Consider the following 2,891-nt stretch of genomic DNA (forward strand, 5'->3'; position numbering starts at 1 on the left):
TGAGGAGGGTAGGAAGGGTCTGTTACCAGAACCCCTCCCCCCTAAGAACCGTGCATGCGACTTTCATAGCACACGGCTCAAGCACAACAAAAGTTCCTATTCAGGAACCGGCTTAACAATTTGTAATCCAAGGCTATGCACTTGCGAGTGGCAATTGGGGTGCAATAATACGCGATTTCCAAGGGCATTGCTGCCACCGGCCACACGGTACTCTATGTGGTGATCATGCCATCCGGTATACATGTCCATCTCGTGCCCGCATAACGCGCACAGGCCTCGTTGGTCGGAGTACAACTTCGCCCATTCCTTTCGGTAGCGCATGCTTTTCAGCATCCGCTCCTGACGAAGGGTTTCGCCGTACACTTCCCATTGTGGGTCATAAGGGTTGTATTCCCCCTTGATTTTCCTGTGGCGTTCGATTGGGGTACCCGGGAGCGAGTACAGCTCCATTAACCCTTTCGTGCCATCCTTTTTGCGCACGACTGCCGCAAACACCCAGTTCCGATCTCCTACTGTCCGCCAGTACTTCTTGCGGATTTTGCTGAGCTTCATCCTTGGGTGCCTCCTCTTGGCCCACCTCGTGAGCCGCCAAAACATCAGCGACTCCACGAGCGAGAACGTTGCTTTGGCCACCACGGGACTGTGGTACTGTGCCCAGCCCCGTAGTATCGGGTTCAGCAGTCGAATCAGGTTCTCATGCTTACTTGCGAGGTTATCGCCGATGACTTTCCTCAGCTTTTCGTAGAACGTTTTAACGTTTTTCTTACTTGGCTTGATAAGTAGTTTTCCGTTGTATTTCCGGAAGTTCCACCCGAGGAAGTCAAAGCTTTTGTCGATGTGTATGACTTTGGTTTTGGCTTGGGATAGTCGTAATCCCCGTATTGCTAGGAACTCTTCCACCCAAGGCCGGATCTCGTTTTCCAGAAGCTCTTGGGAGACCCCTGTGATCACAAAATCGTCCGCATATCGTACGACCCCGACTTTCAGCTTTTCGACCTTCGACCGACCGACTCGTGTACCGAGGTACTTCGTCAGTTCGGTTTCCAATCCATTCAGCGTCCAATTTGCTAGTGCAGGGCTGATGATGCCACCCTGCGGCGTTCCTGCTGTGGTGGCCAACAATTGCGCCCGGTCGACTACCCCGGCTTTGAGCCACTTCCGAAGGATCGTCTTGTCCATGCAGACATGTCTGATCATCCATTCGTGGTTGATGTTGTCGAAAAAGCCCTCAATGTCCGCGTCCAGCACCCATTGCGCCGAGTTTCCCCGGCATGTCTGGAGGAAGATTTGGTTCATTGCGTCTGCCGTCGAGCGGTTCTTCCTGAACCCATACGAGTTCGGGTCGCTTACCGTCTCCAGCACCGGATCGAGCGCGAACAGGAAAAGCGCCTGCATCGCTCGGTCTCTCATGGTTGGAATACCCAGTGGGCGTTCTTTCCCATTGGCTTTCGGTATATAGACCCTCCGGAGAGGCCGGGGTCGATACCGCCTTTTCTGCAACTGCGCAATTGCCGCGTACTTCTGCGATGGTGTTTCCCATAGCTGCTGGTCCACACCTGAGGTACGTTTGCCTTGATTCTCTGTCACTCGTTTAACTGCTAGCGCCTTCGCGCTGAACGAGCGGGTCAGCCACCTTTGCAGGGATTTCACCCTGCGCCAGTCGCCTTCCTGTGTGGCCTTCGCTAAACGGATCTGCATGACCTTCACACTCTTCTGAACGCGCCGCCAGTCAATGGCGGCCCATCCGGTGGGAGCATGCGAGGACGCAGAACCGAAGTTGTTTTCGATTACTCTCATTGCTGAACCTCGTCGTAGTAGTTGCCCGGCGAGGACGCAATCCTCCCCGAAGGGAAGGCTGTGTCCCTTGGGGCGATTAAATAATCTACTTTGTCTATGTAGTCGTTAGACGACTGTTGCACCAGATGGAAGTCTGCCCGCTTTCACGTTAGGACAAATTTCGAATCCCTATCCAACCCATTACAGGCTGGCGTTCGCTTTTTCCATCCTCCCATACCCGCTCCGCCAAGGGCTTCCCTTAGGGTCTTCCCCCGTCGAGTCACTTGCCTTCCCGGTACTCTGGGCTAGGCGGCGAATCGGGCTTACCCTGTTCCCTGTGATACCAGCACGGCATGTTCTGCCGCACATGACTGTTTAGGGTCTGACTTTCCCCCGGTGGTTTGGTAACGACGTGTCCCCTGGGCCGACGGAGACAACTAACCACATACCGTTTGGTTCGGGCCAGCAGCAGCTTAGGCCCGTCAATGTTTACGAGGGTTCCAACGTCAGTTCACATTACATTACCCATGCAGCCTCACCTAGCCCCTCCACCGCTTTGCTGCTAGCAGTTTCCACATCCCCACTCGCGTGTAAGACGTGCCGCGTTGTGCGGGGGTTCATCGTCGTCGGAGCTTCAAACCACTCCGTTACCGGAATAGCATGTCCGAGTAGGTGTCAGGTGGTCGTACACCTGGTCACAGCCCCGATCCCTCGGGTGTGACAAGATATCGCAGAGTTTGCGCTTACCGCCGTACCTTTTTGAATGCAAAACCCGGACGGGTCTATCTCTTTAATTCTCAGGTTGAGAAATTTGCTTGGATTGCGAAGAATCGTTGCGTGAAGACAACAAACGTAGCCTAATTGGGCAGTTAACGCAGCAGAACTCACGCGCATGGCCATAGAAATTACCATGTCGAAGGTTGCTTATGTCAGTGTTTGTTTGCGTTGTTTTCCCAGAAATTGCAGACGCAATTAGGGGGCCCACGGTTTTTCAATGCCAGCCCAAGGAATTTAGTTAAACTAAATCAAGGACTTACCGAGTGGCTTCTAAGATGAGGTACAGCTTCAAATGATTGCCGCAGAGCGACATAAGCGACCACAGGTCGCACCAGCCC

General features: G+C 53.6%; 1 protein-coding gene. It reads right to left on the reverse strand.

The features are described 5' to 3' along the window. Positions 1–96: 96 nt before the first annotated feature. Positions 97–1,797, reverse strand: coding sequence for a group II intron reverse transcriptase/maturase (gene ltrA, locus QWL29_RS26370; RefSeq protein WP_305825820.1), 1,701 nt, complete (start codon positions 1,795–1,797; stop codon positions 97–99). Positions 1,798–2,891 lie beyond the last annotated feature (1,094 nt).

Source organism: Massilia brevitalea, assembly GCF_030711405.1.
GTDB classification, from domain to species: Bacteria; Pseudomonadota; Gammaproteobacteria; order Burkholderiales; family Burkholderiaceae_D; genus Telluria; species Telluria brevitalea.

Excerpts from the sequence above, each read along its gene's own strand:
- ltrA (WP_305825820.1), bottom strand. The coding sequence starts at position 1,797 with ATGAGAGTAATCGAAAACAACTTCGGTTCTGCGTCCTCGCATGCTCCC.